Source organism: Veillonella sp. VA137, from assembly GCF_003992015.1.
Classification (GTDB): Bacteria; Bacillota; Negativicutes; order Veillonellales; family Veillonellaceae; genus F0422.
This window is the reverse complement of sequence record NZ_RQVK01000018.1, coordinates 1-17,150: the sequence shown is the minus strand read 5'-3', so window position 1 is coordinate 17,150 and position 17,150 is coordinate 1. Positions and strand designations below refer to the sequence as shown.

The 17,150-nt window shown below is 36.3% G+C and carries 14 protein-coding genes; all 14 read left to right on the top strand.

Translation table 11 applies throughout. From position 1 onward, the window contains the following. Positions 1-81 precede the first annotated feature (81 nt). The 14 genes from EO116_RS07655 to EO116_RS07590 all read left to right on the top strand — a co-directional run bounded on the left by EO116_RS07655 (position 82) and on the right by EO116_RS07590 (position 17,123). Positions 82-1,482: an S-layer homology domain-containing protein gene (locus EO116_RS07655; RefSeq protein ID WP_127161319.1), complete on the top strand. Its 1,401-nt coding sequence runs from the start codon at positions 82-84 to the stop codon at positions 1,480-1,482. Positions 1,483-2,004: 522 nt separating this feature from the next. Continuing rightward, positions 2,005-3,213 carry an S-layer homology domain-containing protein gene (locus tag EO116_RS07650; protein WP_127161318.1) on the top strand — a complete coding sequence of 403 codons (1,209 nt, stop codon included), beginning with the start codon at positions 2,005-2,007 and terminating at the stop codon, positions 3,211-3,213. A 373-nt stretch (positions 3,214-3,586) separates the two neighbouring features. Further along, a complete protein-coding gene (locus tag EO116_RS07645; RefSeq protein ID WP_127161317.1) occupies positions 3,587-4,819 on the top strand; it encodes an S-layer homology domain-containing protein in 1,233 nt (410 codons plus the stop codon). A gap of 506 nt (positions 4,820-5,325) precedes the next feature. Then, a complete protein-coding gene (locus tag EO116_RS07640; RefSeq protein WP_127161316.1) occupies positions 5,326-6,579 on the top strand; it encodes an S-layer homology domain-containing protein in 1,254 nt (417 codons plus the stop codon). 365 nt (positions 6,580-6,944) lie between these two features. After that, a complete protein-coding gene (locus tag EO116_RS07635; protein WP_164726102.1) occupies positions 6,945-7,505 on the top strand; it encodes a phosphatase PAP2 family protein in 561 nt (186 codons plus the stop codon). A 175-nt stretch (positions 7,506-7,680) separates the two neighbouring features. Beyond that, a complete protein-coding gene (locus EO116_RS07630; RefSeq protein ID WP_127161314.1) occupies positions 7,681-8,823 on the top strand; it encodes a helix-turn-helix domain-containing protein in 1,143 nt (380 codons plus the stop codon). A 9-nt stretch (positions 8,824-8,832) separates the two neighbouring features. Further along, a complete protein-coding gene (locus tag EO116_RS07625) occupies positions 8,833-9,147 on the top strand; it encodes a hypothetical protein (RefSeq protein ID WP_127161313.1) in 315 nt (104 codons plus the stop codon). Positions 9,148-9,482: 335 nt separating this feature from the next. Further along, positions 9,483-10,355, top strand: a complete 873-nt coding sequence (locus tag EO116_RS07620) for a sirohydrochlorin cobaltochelatase (RefSeq protein WP_240629152.1) — start codon at positions 9,483-9,485, stop codon at positions 10,353-10,355. A 156-nt stretch (positions 10,356-10,511) separates the two neighbouring features. Further along, positions 10,512-12,461, top strand: coding sequence for an LTA synthase family protein (locus tag EO116_RS07615; RefSeq protein WP_164726101.1), 1,950 nt, complete (start codon positions 10,512-10,514; stop codon positions 12,459-12,461). Positions 12,462-12,489: 28 nt separating this feature from the next. Beyond that, positions 12,490-13,683, top strand: a complete 1,194-nt coding sequence (locus tag EO116_RS07610) for a glycosyltransferase (RefSeq protein WP_127161311.1) — start codon at positions 12,490-12,492, stop codon at positions 13,681-13,683. After that, positions 13,680-14,495 carry a phosphorylcholine transferase LicD gene (locus tag EO116_RS07605; RefSeq protein WP_127161310.1) on the top strand — a complete coding sequence of 272 codons (816 nt, stop codon included), beginning with the start codon at positions 13,680-13,682 and terminating at the stop codon, positions 14,493-14,495. Before EO116_RS07610 ends, EO116_RS07605 begins: the two co-directional genes overlap by 4 nt. A 25-nt stretch (positions 14,496-14,520) precedes the next feature. Further along, entirely contained in the window at positions 14,521-15,471 is a 951-nt protein-coding gene (locus EO116_RS07600) for a choline/ethanolamine kinase family protein (protein ID WP_164726100.1), read from the top strand. Between the two features lies 1 nt (position 15,472). Continuing rightward, positions 15,473-16,372, top strand: a complete 900-nt coding sequence (locus EO116_RS07595) for a DMT family transporter (protein WP_127161308.1) — start codon at positions 15,473-15,475, stop codon at positions 16,370-16,372. Continuing rightward, positions 16,356-17,123: an NTP transferase domain-containing protein gene (locus EO116_RS07590; protein ID WP_127161307.1), complete on the top strand. Its 768-nt coding sequence runs from the start codon at positions 16,356-16,358 to the stop codon at positions 17,121-17,123. The genes EO116_RS07595 and EO116_RS07590 overlap by 17 nt, the downstream gene beginning before the upstream one ends. Positions 17,124-17,150: the final 27 nt, after the last annotated feature.

The window sequence follows — 17,150 nt, the reverse complement described above, 5'->3', positions numbered from 1 at the left end:
TCCATTGAAATATGAAAATGATGCACGACCTAGGTTTTCACTTGGGTATGTGTATTTTTTTATTTTCATTGAGAGGTAATTATCATGAAAAAACATTTAGCAGTATTAGCTGCCACAGCAGTATTGGGTGTAACATCTGCATTCGCAGCAAACCCATTCTCCGATGTAACTCCACAAGATTGGGCATACCAAGCAGTTGCTCAATTGGTAGCACAAGGTGTAGTGAACGGCTACCCAGATGGCACTTTCAAAGGCCAAAACAACATCACTCGTTACGAAATGGCACAAATGGTAGCTAAAGCATTAGTTCGTCAAGATCGTGTTGACGCTGAACAAAATGCAATCATCAATCGTTTGGCTAACGAGTTCTCCGCTGAGTTGAACAACTTAGGCGTTCGTGTAGCTACATTGGAAAACAAAGTGGGCAACTTCAAATTCACTGGTGATGCTCGTTTGAAATTTACTGGTACAGAAAAAGAAACTAACACATTTGAAGTTCTTGATAAGGCAAATGCAGATGGAGAACTTATTGAACCAAAAACTGTCAAAAAGTCTAAATTTGATTATCGTGGTCGTGTACAATTTGCAGCAACTGTAAATGAAAATACAAAAGCAGTTGTTCGCTTAACAGCTAGTAAAGAGTTCGGTGCAGCAGGAAATCCTGAAACGGCTATTGATCGTGTATATGTACAACATAACTTTGGTAAACAATTGACTGCTACTGCAGGTCGTCATGATGTAACAATTGGTGCAGGTTTAACATATGATGATGTATTCGAAGGTGCTACAGTTATGGCGGGTAAAGATAGTCTAAATGTGGCAGTTGTTTATGGTTATGCTCCAGAATTAAAATATAATGCTGTAGTTGGTAGTACAAAAGATAAACCAGGAACAGACTTTAAAGAAATCTCTTTATATGCAGATAATCAAAAAGATAATGCACAATTGGCAATTTTCCAATTAAATGGTATGGTTGGAAAGAATGTTAAATTAGGCGGATTCTATACTAAAGTTAATGGTGTAAAAGCTGTTGATGCAGTTAATTTTGCTCTTGGTGGAGAAGGTGCCTTACCAGAAAAAGTAAGTAAAGATTTAGCTAAAAAATCTTTAGATTTCTACGGCTTTAATGCAAAAGCTATGTTAGGTTCTAAAGTAACTGTAGATGGTGAATTTGCAAAATTCAAAGATATTAAACATTCTAATGCATGGACTGCAGGTATTGCATATGGCGATTATAATATGAAAAAACAAGGTACATGGATGGTGAAAGCTCAATATGTAAACCTTGATACATTAGCTCCAGTATTCTCTTCTACATTCTGGACTCCATACAACCAAAACTTTAAAACTTGGGCTGTATCCGGTAAGTATGCAGTAGCTAATAATGTTGGCTTGGCAGCATACTCTACAATTAATGCTAAAGATAAAGACGGTAATAGCGTAGCTGATTACTATCGTGCAGAACTTAACTACAATTTCTAATTTGCTAGTTACACATACAAAAAGAACTCCTTAGGGAGTTCTTTTTTATATGATAAATGATGGATTGTAAATAGGATTGCTCCATATACTTAGGTAGTGTGTTAAAAGTATGGGTAAATGTATTCAATTTTTATTTGCAATTTAAGTGAAACTTGGGGTTAAGTAAGTATTCATTAATTATCTCGATGTAGGAATTTTAAAGGTCTAAAATGCTGTATGAAAAGATTGGAATAATACATGTTATAGTAAATAGTTAGATATGGTTATTAATAGTATATATATCCTGAACGCAAAAATAAACGAAATGCTTATTTATTGGAAAGTATTTGCTTTATATGGATATCCTATGATATGATACATTCAAGTCGAGTATGTTTGCTATGATTTAGATTATAGGTATGTCATTACTGAATGTTGAGGAAACGTGGACACTCCATGAAAAGTAATGCGATAATATAATCAGTCAAGCTGTATGTATGAGACGGTGTATATTATTTTATTTTTCATTGAGAGGTAATTATCATGAAAAAACATTTAGCAGTATTAGCTGCAACAGCAGTATTGGGTGTTACTTCTGCATTCGCAGCAAACCCATTCTCCGACGTAACTCCACAAGATTGGGCATACCAAGCAGTAGCTCAATTGGCTTCCCAAGGTATCGTTAACGGTTACCCAGATGGCACATTCAAAGGCCAACAAAACATCACTCGTTATGAAATGGCTCAAATGGTAGCTAAAGCTTTAGTTCGTCAAGATCGTGTTGATGCTGAACAAAATGCAATCATCAACCGTTTAGCTAACGAATTCTCCGCTGAATTGAACAATTTAGGCGTTCGTGTTTCCACATTGGAAAACAAAGTGGGCAACTTCAAATTCACTGGTGATGCTCGTCTTCGTTACACTGGTAAAAACGATGCTCGTGATTCTAAATTCGACTACCGTGGTCGTGTAAAATTCGAAGCAACTGTAAATGACAATACGAAAGCAGTAGTACGTTTAGCGGGTAGCAAAGAGTTCGGTGCAGAGGGTGCTCCTAAAGCTGAACTTGACCGTGTATATGTACAACATAACTTCGGTAAATATGCAACTGTAGCTGCTGGTCGCCAAGATTTGATAGTTGGTAATGGTCTTGCATTTGATGGTACTTTTGAAGGTGTAGTTGCTACAGCTGGTAAAGATAAATTGAATGCGTCTGTGGCATATGGCTATCTACAAAGTGGAACATATGGTAAATTAGAACTTGATAAAGCGACTCGTGCTGAAAACTCCCAAGTAACAGTATATCAATTGAACACTATGCCAACTGAAAAATTAGCAGTAAAAGGTTTCTATGCTGATGCTCATGAAAAAAATGTACATAATGCATATGGTGCATCTCTAGATCTTAAACTTGGCAACAAAGTTTGGGCTGGCGGTGAATATGTGAAAACAGAAACTCAAGGTGCTAATGGTGAAGCTTGGACAGCGGGCTTAGGTTATGGAAATTATAACATGGCAAAACAAGGTACTTGGTCTGTTAAAGGTCAATACTACAATATTAAAAAAGATGCGCCTGTAATCGATTCCGCACTAGGTTTAGCGAAAAAAGGCCAAAAAGGTGTATATGCAACAGCTAAATATGCTGTAGCTAAAAATGTGGGTCTTGCAGCTACTGCTACTATTGATACTAAAGATCAAGCTAACAAAGCACAAGCTGAAACCTACCGTGCAGAACTTAACTACAAATTCTAATTTGACAGTTACACATATAAAAAGAACTCCCTCGGGGGTTCTTTTTGTTTTATCAGATCTATTATTTAGTTCTTTGTCAAGTTTTAAGGATAGCAATTAAGACTCTATAATAAGTGCTAATTGAAATTTTTCTTAATTAAAATCTACATATCGTGCAATAAAACGACGAAAGGGTATTGAGTTTTATCTGTTGTTGTGTTATGATAGGCACAAGTCAAATAAGAATAATATAGATTAGAGGATAGCGATGTATCTACTAGTATGTGAGGAAACGTGGACACTCCATTGAAAAGTAGTACAATGATATGCTCGAATCTATCTAAGCTTAGGAGACAATGTATATTATTTTATTTTTCATTGAGAGGTAATTATCATGAAAAAACATTTAGCAGTATTAGCTGCAACAGCAGTATTGGGTGTAACTTCTGCATTCGCAGCAAACCCATTTGCAGACGTAACTCCACAAGATTGGGCATACCAAGCAGTATCTCAATTAGCTTCCCAAGGTATCGTTAACGGTTACCCAGATGGCACTTTTAAAGGCCAACACAATATCACTCGTTTCGAAATGGCTCAAATGGTAGCAAAAGCTATGGCTCGTCAAGATCGTGTTGACGCTGAACAAAATGCTATCATCAACCGTTTGGCTAACGAATTTGCAACTGAGTTGAACAACTTGGGCGTTCGTGTTTCTACATTGGAAAACAAAGTAGGCAACTTCGCATTCACTGGTGATGCTCGTCTTCGTTATGAAAATAGAAAAGTCGAAAATACTGATAAATCCAAAACTTATAAATCTAAATTTGACTACCGTGGTCGTGTACAATTCGAAGCAACTGTAAATGACAACACGAAAGCTGTAGTTCGTTTAGTGGGCGAAAAAGAGTTTGGTGCAGCTAACAATCCAGAAACTAGCATTGACCGTGTGTATGTACAACATAACTTCGGTAAATACGTAACTGCAACTGCTGGTCGTCAAGACTTGATGGTTGGTAATGGACTTGTATATGATGATGTATTCGAAGGTGCAGTAGCAACAGCTGGTAAAGATAAATTGAATGCTTCTGTTGCATACGGTTACTTACAAGGTGGCGAAGCAGAAGGTGTTGAACGTAAAGATAATGCTCAAGTAACGGTTTACCAATTAAACTACAAACCAGTAGAAAAAGTAACTGTTAAAGGTTTCTACGCTGATATTCATGAAAAAGATGGAAATAGTGTATATGGTGCATCTGTTGATGCTAAATTAGGTTCCAAAGTTTGGGTTGGTGGCGAGTATGCTAAAGAAGAAGCTACAGGTGCAGCAGGCGAAGCTTGGACAGCAGGCGTAGGTTATGGTGAAGCAGATATTGCTAAAGCTGGTACTTGGGGTGCCAAAGTTCAATACTTTGATTTGAAAAAAGAAGCTCCAGTAGTATCCAATACTTGGAACTTGAACGATCAAAACAGAAACTACAGAGGTTACTTAGCAACTGTAGATTACACTGTAGCTAAAAACGTAGGTCTTTCCGCTTACGCTACATTCGATAGCAAGAAAAAAGATGACAACAATAAATCTGTTGACTTGCCAGAATACTATCGTGCAGAACTTAACTACAAATTCTAATTTGATAGTTACACATATAAAAAGAACTCCTTCGGGAGTTCTTTTTTTTGTATAATTGATAGTATAAATTACACTTATGAGCGCCGAGAATATAAGTTCATTATTCATGGTGTAACATACTATATAATAAAAATCATAAAGGCTAATGATGGTTATGTTGTGGAATCTAGTGCATGCACCTATTTTATGTGGATAGTGAATATCAGTAAGGGCAAGACCTATTCTATCGGTGTAGATACATACTAGGGATTAGCATATGATGATTTATTTTCATAATAAATCGTATATTCACAAAGTGTGTATAGATGTCTGTATAAATTGCATTTAATGTATACCTATGATACTATTAAGACAAGTCTAATAGATATAGTAAGGCGAGGTATGTAGGGGTACTTTCTACACGATGAGAATAGGGGTATGCTCGATGGATAGTAATACATAACTGTATCGGAGCTTCTATATAGAATGGACAAGGGTATTATTTGTTTTTATAAAGGGTATTCATTATGAGAAAACAATTAGCAGTATTAGCAGCAACAGCGGTGTTGGGTGTAACATCTGCCTTGGCAGCACATCCATTTTCTGATGTAACAGCACAAGATTGGGCATATCAAGCGGTTGAACGATTGGCAGCAGAAGGGGTTATCCAAGGTTACCCAGATGGCACGTTCAAAGGTCAACGCAACATCACTCGTTATGAAATGGCGCAAATGATCGCTAGAGCCGATGCGCATCAAGACGAAGTAACAGCCGAGCAAAGAGCAACTATCCAACGCTTGGCAAATGAATTTGCCAATGAATTACAAGCATTTGGCGTGCGAGTGAATAGATTAGAAGATAAAGTGGGGAACTTTAAATTCAGTGGGGATGCACGGTTAAGATATGATAATGTGTATCCTGGAGAGCGCGGAACAGAGACGCTTAATGGTAAATCTTCATTTTATTATAGGGCTCGTTTAAAATTTGAAGCTACAATTGATGAGAAAACCAAGGCAGCAGTACGTCTTTCTACGGGTGATACAAGATTTGATGAAGAAGCTCATTCAGGAACAAGTGTTGATGAAGTGTATGTACAACATCAATTTGGTAAACATGTGTTAGCTACAGTAGGTCGCAAGGACTATATTGTCGGTAACGGCTTAACATATGATGATTCTTTTTCGGGAGTTAAGCTTCGTATTGGTGATGAGAAGTTAAATACTAATCTTTCCTTCGGATATATTAATAGTAATGGTAAAAAAGCTGTATCCATTTATGAAGTTGGATATCGTCCAAATCAATCCGTAAACTTAAAAGGATTTTATATTGATCGACACAGTTCGAAGTCTAATAATGATAAGACTAAAAAGTTGACAGATATTTTTGGTGGTTCTTTAGATGTTTACTTGGGTAGCGATAACAAAATTTGGCTTGGTGGTGAATATGCTAGAAAAGAACGACAAGGTGCTGATGGAGAATCATGGATTGTAGGAGGTGGTTATGGAAAAGCGGATATCCTACAACCTAGAACTTGGGATGTGAAGGTACAATACTTTAACTTTAAGAAGGAAACATTTGTAAAACATACAACATATGATGTTCCTACATATTACTATAATTTTGTGCCTGCTCACGCTAATGCAAAAGGGTGGTTAGCGACTGTAGATTATACATTGACTAAGAACCTTGGCTTGTCAGCATATGCTAGCTTCAAGAGTAAAACGCAGGATAACGTAAATAAACCAGAATTGTACCGTCTAGATCTGAACTACCAATTCTAATTTATACCAGAAAAAGAACTCCTCTAGGGGTTCTTTTTTGTAGCTCTTTTTTAAGTATGGGAACTGCTCTTTTACAAAGTCCCTAGTGATCAGCTATCTAAATAGTGAGTGCTATTCTTTTGCTTAATAGAAGCATACGAACTCTAAAACATTCAAATGATGCAACCCATAAGTATTCTATTACATATATTAATGTTATGATTGCCTTTCAATGGGTAAAAAAGCTTTTTTAATCTATGTTCTAGGATTTGAATCTATGCATTACAATCTAGGGGGAACGTGATATAATAATACATAATCTATCTCTTTGTTAGGAAATGGAAGGTGTTATAATGAATGACTGGCTATTTTTGCTGATCAATAGTATGGCTAATCGTAGTGTTATCCTCGATGCTTTGATGATAACAATTTCTAAGCTTGTACCTTATGTATATATGCTCGTCTTAGCAGGGCTATTTGTAAAAGGATTCCGTGTAAATAGTTTTAAGTTGCGTGCTGAAAGTTTTGCCACAGGTGTGCTATTAGTATTGTGTTTAATTGGTAGCTTTATCTTAGGATCTATGTTTTATGAAAGTCGGCCGTTTGTGGAGCATCCTGAAACCATTTTAATATTGAATCATGCTGCAGATGCTAGCTTTCCAAGTGACCATGCAGTAGGTACAATGGCTATCGCTTGTGGGATTTTGTTCTATCGTTGGAAATGGGGTACTTGGATGGTCTACGGATCTATCTTAGTAGGTTTTTCTCGTGTCTTTGTAGGGAACCATTACCCTGGAGATATACTAGGGGCTTTCATCCTTGTGTGGATTTTGACGGCTATCTATAATAAAACTATACGTCGTGGCGTGGTACGATTGTATAGAGGATTAGATACACGACTTATGCGTGAGTATGTGAGACGATTCCGAAACAGAAGAGATGTGTAGAGAGAATCTGCTTAATTAACTAAATAAATAATAAGGTTTATACCTGTAAGGCTTTCACAATAGTGAAAGCCTTTTTGAATGTTAATGATAACATAATATTTTGGGCATTAATTTGATTTAACCTATATTGCTATATTATGAAAGTGATGATAAAATTAACCTATAAGGTTAATTTTTGAAGTTATTAGGTGGTGATGCTTTGGAGATTACTTATAAATCTAAAAAGTTAGAAAAAGTATGTGAAGATAAGAAAATAGCAGTAAAAATTATGGAAAGCAAATCATATATGGCCGTTCCTCCAGGAGAATCGATACGAGAACAATTAGATATACGTAATATGAATCAAAAGGAATTTGCATTGCGCATGAATATGTCCGAGAAGCATGTAAGTAATTTATTAAATGGAAAGGTCAGCCTGACGAATGATGTAGCCAATAGATTAGAACGAGTATTGGGGGTGCCTGCACGATTTTGGAATCGTTTAGAGTCCTTATATAGGGAGGACCTAGCTAAGGTAGAGACAGAAAATTTAGCGGATAAAGAGATTAACTTTATTAATAGTTTCCCATATAACGATATGGTAAAAGCGGAGATGGTTGAGAAAGCTGTCAGTCATATTGATAAGCATATTAATTTATGCCAGTTCTTCGAAGTAGCTAATTTGAGTCTATTGGATGATATGCGTCTTTTACCTATTGTTTGTCGTCAATTAGGAGATACAGATAAGGCTATGCGTGCAAAATTAGTGATAGCTCAATATGCAAAATTACAAGCAAGGGATATAAGTTTGTGCCGCTATTCAAAAGAAAAGTTATTAGCATGTATTGCTTTTTTAAAACAATTTACCAAATGTGAAACATTTAGCTTTTTTGAAGAGGTTAGAACGGCTCTTTCAGAATGTGGTATAGCGTTGGTATTAGTACCTCATATTCCTAGCTCATTCTTACAGGGATTATCTTTTATAGATGATGCAAGTCAAAAAATTATAGTAGGTATTAGTTTACGACAAAAAAGAGCAGATATATTTTGGTTTACATTGTTTCATGAGTTAATCCATATTATAGAAGGGGATATTTATAAAGTTGATGGTGCATGTAATGATGATGAACAGAAAGCGGATTCATTAGCTAGTTCTTGTTTAATCGATGGAGTTGCCTATAAGAAGTTTATTAACAAGATACCAATTAATATTGATACGATTCAGGCGTTTGCAGACACTCAAGGGATTGGGGTAGCATTAGTAATAGGAAGGCTACAAAAAGATAAGATTATAGGGTATAATCAGTTTAATACATATATTTCCACATATACTGCATAGGAGGTTATCATGGATTTTCAAAGTTCTGCAGGTCCGAATCAATATAGTGATTCTGTGTATGAAGTAGTGTTTACGCCAGTTTTGGAACGCCCAGAGTATCAAGGAGAGCCATTACATTCTTTATTATTGGAATTGCGTGAGAAAATGGGGCAATCCGATTTTGATCAATATATCAATAGTTTAATTTCTATCAAATACAATGGGACGGCCTTATGGTTGATTACAAAAAGTGAACGAAATCGAACATTGATTGAAGGTCGATTCCTACCATTGTTGCGTGAAGTGTTCAAGGTAGCAGCGCCACGGATTATTTCACAACCATAGAATGGTAGGATTTATTTCTGGTTAAAGGTTTACTGATGTTAAGATTTGAGAATGGTCGTAAGATCTTTTCTCAAATCTTTTTTTGCTCTTTTTCAAATGTGGGGACTATTTATATAAAAAGCTTTTAGCGCTAGATATCTAATTATTGACATAGTGCAAGAATAGAGGAATATTTGGGCATGGATTCATGGATATTTCTAAGCTGTATATTCGTTAATATAACTTTCAAAACTGAGAAAAATTATCATTGACATAATGCAAAACGTGACGTATCATAAGTATTAAGAAGTGTGTTTATGTAACCCAGCAAACAAGGAATTAATATGGAGGCATATATGAATCAACGTGGTATTGTGTTAGCAACATTCGGTTCCATCTACGGAGATGCGGTGGAAGCATCAGTAGGAGCTATGGAACGACGGATTACGGAAATGTATCCTGGCGTGGAAGTACGCCGTGTATTTTTATCGGATGCATTGGTAGATAAATGGAATGAAAAATATGATGCGCAAGTCTATACATTAACAGGTGCTATTGAAAGCTTGGCAAGTGTAGGGGTAACAGATATTTTTGTACAACCATTTGCCTTAGTGTGGGACCAATGTTATGTACAAATGCGTAAAGAAGTGATGAAAGAAGCTCATGATCGTGGCTTGCGTGCTACGGTGGGTAAACCATTGTTGAACTCCTTAGGCGTGAAGAATTATGCGGATGATTACTCTGATACGATTGAAGCTATCATTAAGCATATTAATATTCGTGCTTTAAATAAAACTGTGTTATTAATGGCAAATGGACAAAACCAATTAGAATACAGTGCGTTACAATTGAAATGCTTGTACGGCGCCGGGCAAAATGTGGTAGTATTCACAGCCAATGGATTCCCTAATTTCAAACAAGCTTTGACATTATTAGAACGTTTAGACCACCAAGAAGTGCTGGTAGTACCATTGGCGTTGATCGGATCAGCTCACTTGATGGATTACTTAGGTGGTGAACGTTCAGACTCCATCGCTACCTTGTTAGGACAACAAGGCTATGGCGTATCTATCTGGAACGAAGGGTTAGGAGAAAATCCGTACATCCAAGAATTATTTGTGAAACACTTGTCTCAAGTGATTCGCAGTGCAGAACGTCGCACCTTGCGTCAACGTGAAACTGCAGAAGGCAAACCAGTTGTGAAACATGGGGCTTTTAGAACAGCATAAGAGAATGTAAACTATCGCATATCATGATACGTCATGGTATGCGATTTTTTGATTGTTACGGGAATTTGGAGTATAATGAAAGGTAATGATGACGAACGATGACGGTATTCTGTCATAACAGATGCCGATACAATTTGTAATAAGGGGAGTAGACTCATGGGACATACAAAGCTATCTAACTGGATACGTGGACTACAGTTAGATGTAAAAGGATTACTTTGGTTCTCCGCACTATTCATGGTGTTTCGGATTGCCTTTATTGGGCTCTTTCAAGATCAACTAGGCGAAGTGGGTGCCGGGGATATTCTTGAGGCTTTATGGTTAGGATTTCGGATTAGTTTAAAAACAGCGGGGGCTATCGTACTGCTTACGTTTGTATTTTCTACATTACCTGGTATATGGGGGAGTTGGAAATGGTATTCACCTTGGGCGATTCGTCGTTGGATATACGGAATTAGCACTGCCTTATTTACGTTTTTATTTTGTTTACGGATTCCTTACTTTACGATCTTCCATGCGTCCTTTAATGCCATGATTATCAACGGTGCTCATGACGATATTGGGGCGACCTTACAAACGGGAATTTCTGAATATGGATTACTTTGGAGGTTACCTTTAGCCGTTGTGTTCTGTGCAGTGATGGTTTATATGTTTATGAAAGTTTACACTAACCGCACTTGGAGCGTACAGATACATGGTAAGGGCAAACAAATTGCTACGGTTATAGGGTCTATCTTATTAGTAGTTGCCGTAGGTATTGGATTGCGATTTGGTGGTGCTTTTACCTATAATGGATCAATCCATTGGGAAAATGCAGCACGGACGAAGTCTAATCTACTAAATGAAGCAATTCTAGATGATGGACAAGCCTTAAAACGAGTGTCCACTATTTATGAACGATCTAAACAAGCGAAGAGAATTACCATTACTGGTGCTGAGCTGAAAGAGATCATCCAATCTGTGGGAGGTAATCCGCAAGCAAACACCATTGATGAAGCATTTACACGGACTATTACAGAAGAAAAATTACCTACACAGCCGAATAATGTTATCTTTGTACTAGGTGAAAGTTACGGCTTGTGGCCGTTCTTGCCAAACTATGAAGAATTAGGGACTTACATTGTGCAAGAGGGCAAGGCGATTCAAAATTCACCAAAAGCGATGCACACGAAATATATGCTAGCCCATGGCACAGGCACTATGCCAGCTATCAATGGATTTGTTACAGGCTTAGCCGATGCGGGTTTATATCCAAATTATGAAGGGCAGTCCTATAAAGCGAAATATGGTACTGGTATTGCGCAAATGATGAAACATTTTGGCTATAAAACAGTGTTTTGGTATGGTGGATTTGGAACTTGGCAAGATGTGGAAAGATTTGCTCTAGCACAAGGGTTTGACGAGTTCCATGGTGCGACCAGTTTCCCTTATGAAGGAGGCAATGCTTGGGGCGCTCCAGACGGAGATTTGTTTAAGGCCATAACCAATTATGTAAAAGGGGAACAACCAGGTGAAAAAGTGTTCCACTTTATCATGACATCTTCGAATCATCCACCGTATTCGGTAGACTTAGCAAAAGCTGGTTTTGATGCGTCCAAAGTAATTGGCAAAGGTGATGACTCTATCAAAAAGGACGACAAAACGGTGAACGAAATCGGCCACTTCTGGTATGCAGATATGACAATGGGGAAAATGATTCATGACGTAGAGAAATTGGACCCTACTATGCTGACCTTGATTACAGGGGACCACTCTGAACGGTTTAGCTTTGCCACCCAAGTCGATATTCCAACCTTCTCGGCGATACCATTCATTGTCTATGGACAAGGTATCAACCCTAGTTGGCTGAGTGAAAGTAGCTTCGGTAGTGCTTTACAAATTAATCCTACATTGGCAGAGCTAGTAGGTCGTAAAGGTGATACCTATATGAGCTTAATGCCGAGCCTATTTACACAACCCAAAATGGGCTTTAATCATCGCTTGTACGTAGATGCTAGCGGTATCCATGAACAAGGTCAAACTATGCCAGAAGAATATGCGAAGTACATTAAGGCATTGCGGACTATAAGCGTATGGCGGATTGTGAGAGGGAATACGGTGGAGTAGATTCTTTTTTGTATGGATGTGAAAAGTAATGAAAATTTTATTAGTAAATACAACAAAAATGGTAGATGATTCAGGTGGATTAGCTAAAGTAACAGCTGCTTTTGCAAATGAAATGCAGGCTAGGGGACATACGGTAACTCTAATTTATGCTGATGAAAAAGAAGGGGAGTTTTTTTATCCCATAGATAAAGGAGTTACATGTTATGATGCTAGATTACAGCGTGGGAAAAGAATTAAATTCCCTTTATCATTACGATTAAAACGTGAATTTTTTAGACTATTTAGTAAACAGAAAAGCAGAACTGTAAATAACTCCTTTTATACTAAATACATTTGTCCATATATGGGACAGATTATAGCCAGTAATAAGCCAGATGTAATTGTATCATTTACTCCTGGTGATACAAGTTTTTTAATATTTGATTTGAAATTAAAAAATAAAATTCCAATTATTACAATGAGTCATGGAGATCCAGCGGATTATTTTAAATTTTATCCTAAGTTATCTTTGGATGCAGTTAAGCAAACAGATGTAAATCAAGTGTTATTACCGTCATTTAAGCAAGTATTGATAGACAATATTCCTAATGGGAAGGTAGTAGTAATAGGTAATGTTGTACAACAGTTTGAAATAGCAGTAGATTTAAAACAAAAAAAGCCAAAATACAAGATTCTTTTTATCGGTAGATTATCTAAAGAACATAAGAGACCTCATTTACTGATAGAAGCTTTTTCTAAAGTGGCGAGGGATTATCCGGATTGGATAGTTGAGTTTTGGGGCGCAGATGAAAATAAAGCTTATAAGACACAATTAGAGTTTATGGTAAAACAAGCAAACTTATCTGATAGAGTATTCTTCAAAGGCGTCACTAAAGATATAGAATCAGTATTAAATACAGGTGATATTTATGCGATGATGAGTGCTATGGAAGGGTTTGGATTATCAATGGCAGAGGCGATGTCTAAAGGGTTGCCAGTTATTGCTTGTAACTCGTGGAATGGACTAACTGATTTGGTACAAAATAATTATAATGGTATATTGGTACAAGATGATTCTCAAAGTATAGCAGAGGGTTTGAAATCATTGATGGATGATGTCGAAATGAGAGATAAAATAGGAAACGCTGCTAGGGAATCTATGAAACGGTTTGAGGCTAAGACTATTTGGAATCAATGGGATAAATTACTAAAAGATATAATTAAAAGTGAGAATAATCTATGAGTAGATTAATTAAAGATGATGAAATTAAATCTGTCCTTTTAGGTACATTATTGAGATTTGATGAGTTTTGTAAAGAGCATAATATTAGATACACTATTGCGTATGGTACCGCATTAGGAGCCATACGGCATAAGGGATTTATACCTTGGGATGATGATGTAGATGTAATTATGTTGCGTTCTGAATATAATAAGTTTGAACGAGCATGGAAGAAATATGTTTCTAATAGTATTGACCATTATAAGTTATGGGCTGAAATGGAGGAAGAAAATTATTTTATGGCATTTTGTGCCAAATTCTTTGATACTAGAACTGTCTTATATGAACATTTTTCAAAAGGGAAAGTAGTTGAATACGGTGTATATATTGATATATTCGTTGTAGATCATATTCCTCCTGATAAACAATCACAAATAAAACTTTTTGAAAAAGTTCGATTTTATTGGAAGTGGATACAACATTTTCAACGACATTTTAAAAGTTGGAATCAATTTATAAGAAAATATCATCTACCTTTACCAGGGTTAGATATGATGTCTAATCGACTAATGAAATTAAAAAATGAGTATAATAATGAAGTAACACCTTTTGTATCTTTAACGCAAGATTATAGAAAGCATACGAAAGAAAATTATTCTATTTATCTTTATGAATGGTTTTCTGAAATGGTCTTAGTAGATTTTGAAGGGCATAAACTTCCTATTATAAAAAAATACGATGAGATGTTAAGAAATTATTATGGCGATTATAGGCAGTTGCCACCAGAAGAAAAAAGAATTGGTCATAATATTGAAGCATATTGGAGAGAATAGTTAGTCTATATTGATAGGAGTTAATGTGATACCTTGCCATAATATACATATAAAAAATGATAACATTCTAGATAGAGAGAAGATTACCATATTCCTATCAAAAATTTTAAAAGTACATATTGATGATATTGTATCTCTTGAGCCTGTAAAAAAAGGACTAACAAATGATAGTTTCACATTTTCTATTAAAAATGATGGGAAATACGTTATTCGTATACCTAACACGAATACTTCTACCTTGGTGAATCGTGAAGAAGAAACCGCCGTTTATTCTGTTATACAAGGGCTACACATATCCGATGAAATATTATATTTAGATCCTGCATCAGGTATTAAAATTACAAAGTTTGTGAATCAAGCACATTCTTTAGATGTGTATAATCAGGATGAATTATCGTTAGCATTAGATAAACTAAAAGAACTTCATCATTCAGGATTAGAGGTACAGCATACATTTGATTTGCGTAGAACTATTGATAAGTATGAGTTACTAAGAGGAAATCCGTCCCTATTTCAAAACTACGAGTTCACAAGAACGAAAATGTTAGAATTGTTAGCTTGTATTGATACAATGAACAGAGAATACTGTTTATGCCATATTGATGCAAATTGCGATAATTTTTTAATTACAGATACTAAGGAAGTACGGTTGATTGATTTTGAATATGCAGGAATGCAAGATCCTAACTTGGATATTGCTATGATTTGTTTATATTCACAGTTAGATAGAAAGATGATTGATGTTATTATAGATACCTATTATGATGAGAAGATAGATGATGCTACTCGATATCTGATCTATGCATATATTGCCATTGGTGGTTTCATATGGAGTATATGGTGCGAAGTGAAAGAAGGTACTCACGTGCTCGAAAATAAGTATGCTCGTAGCCAATATGATTATGCGATGAAATACTTTCAAATTGTCTACGAACAAGCAAGGGAATTAAATATGTTTAAGGGGTTATATAGCTAATATGTGGCAAGGAATTTTCTCGGGATTTTTATGGGCCTCAGATACGGTACTCATGAATACAGTGTTTATGAATGATATAACCTTGGCAGTATTGCCTCTAATTATGGCGGGTATTCATGATTTAATTAGTGCGGTAGTAATCACGGTGATATTAGGACTGTCAAGGAATATTCATCATGTAATAAGAGATATTCAATCAAAGGGGGCAAAGTTTATAGGGATGGCTGCGTTATTAGGCGGTCCTATTGGATTATCAGCCTATATAATAGCCATTTATTTCTTAGGGCCCTTCTTAGTGTGTGTTATTACTTCCCTATATCCAGCCATTGGTTCTGTATTGGCGAATCTTTTCTTGGGAGAGCGGCGAAAAGTGTATCAGTGGATTGCTTTAGGTGTTTCTATTGGTGCGGTCATTCTCTTAGGGGTTACTTATGATAGTGCCATACAGAATATTTGGTTAGGTCTAGTAGCGGCTATTGTATGTGCAGTGGCATGGGGATCAGAAGCAGTGATTTGTTCTTGGACATTAGGAAAGTATGAACTACGAGATACAAGTGCATTGTGGATTCGACAATCATCTTCTGCGGTAGTTAGTGCTATGATTGTTAGCGGACTTATGCTAGGAGGACTCTCTATAGGTACAGTAGGGGATCTCATTTTAGATAAGGCAAATTGGCTAGTAGTTGCAGCTATATGCGGCGCCTTATCGTATATGTTTTACTATAAATCTATTGGTAACATTGGTGCTAGTCGGGCTATGGCAGTCAATAGTAGTTATAGTGGATTTGCTATCTTAATTAATGTATTGGTATGGGGAATTGTTCCAACTTATCAAGAAATCATACTAGGGGTGCTTATTGTAGGCGGAGGTATAGTATCTGCATATGATTACAAAACATGAGTTTTATAAACTATTAGAAGAAAAGCAGTTTGAACAATTGAAAAGCCATCGCGTAGATAATGCTGTGATTATGGCGGCAGGTCTTTCAAAACGATTTGCACCGGTGAGTACTTATTGTCCTAAAGGGCTTACTCTTGTGAAAGGGGAAGTATTGATTGAGCGACAAATTCGGCAATTACAAGAAGCAGGTATTACCGATATATATGTTGTTGTAGGCTATAAAAAAGAATTATTTTATTATTTACGAGATACGTATAATGTTACGATTGTGGAGAATGATCAATATAATACTAAGGATAACCCTGAATCTTTGTACTTAGTGAAAGATATATTGCGCAATACTTATATATGCTCTGTAGACAACTACTATCCTGCAAATCCATTCCAGTTATATGAATATAAGGGGTATTATTCCTCTATTCATGTAGAAGGTGAAACAAACGAATGGTGCATAGAAACCGATCAACTAGGTCGTATCCATAAGGTATCGATAGGTGGCCATGATGCGGATATCATGTTGGGGTATGTTTACTTTGATGAAAAATTTAGTAAACAGTTTGTGAAGTTACTGGAACAGTTAGAAAACAATAGCGACTATTGGCATCATGTGTGGGAGTATCTATATATTCAACATTTAAATTTAGGCTCTCTGTCAAATGTTGGGGTATTCACCCTACGAGTCTTCTTTGGCACCAATCATATGTATGGTTGGTGCCATTCTTTTTGCTCAAAAGTAGAATACGTACTCTAAATCTACCAAAGTGGCGAAGTCCATAGC